The 424-nt window shown below is 69.8% G+C and carries 1 protein-coding gene; it reads right to left on the reverse strand.

The window, feature by feature from the left end; translation table 11 throughout:
* The coding region (locus I6F37_RS41370) for a PH domain-containing protein (protein WP_225154576.1) at nt 1-424 on the reverse strand (424 nt) is incomplete at both ends.

The raw sequence follows: 424 nt of genomic DNA on the forward strand, positions 1-424 counted from the left end.
CGCCTGGATCCCCATCAGCATCCGCTTGTCGGCGTCGAGGTCGGCAAGGAAATCACTGCCGTCGGCCGGGCGGAGCAGCACCGTGGCCCACGGGTCCCCGCGGCGCAGGATGATCTTGTGGACCCGGTCCCAGCCGACGACATGACGGCGGAGCCCGTTGCGGATCGTCAGCCCGTCGGTGTCGGCCCGGACGTAGCTGGCGGCGGCCGAGACCATGCCCAGGATCAGCAAGGCCAGCACCCCGAGCACGGTAAGCAGCTGCGACACCGTGAAAAGCACCCGCACCGAGAGCGGCAGCGCGAACCAGCCGAAGAGGGTCAGTCCGACCAGGGCGACCGCGGTGATGGTCGCGATCAGCCGGAGCCGTTGTGGGCGGGCGACGAAGACCGGCTCGGCGGGCACTAGATCCGGCAAGCGGCGATGT

It is taken from the genome of Bradyrhizobium sp. NBAIM08, assembly GCF_020193935.1.
Taxonomy (GTDB): Bacteria; Pseudomonadota; Alphaproteobacteria; order Rhizobiales; family Xanthobacteraceae; genus Bradyrhizobium; species Bradyrhizobium yuanmingense.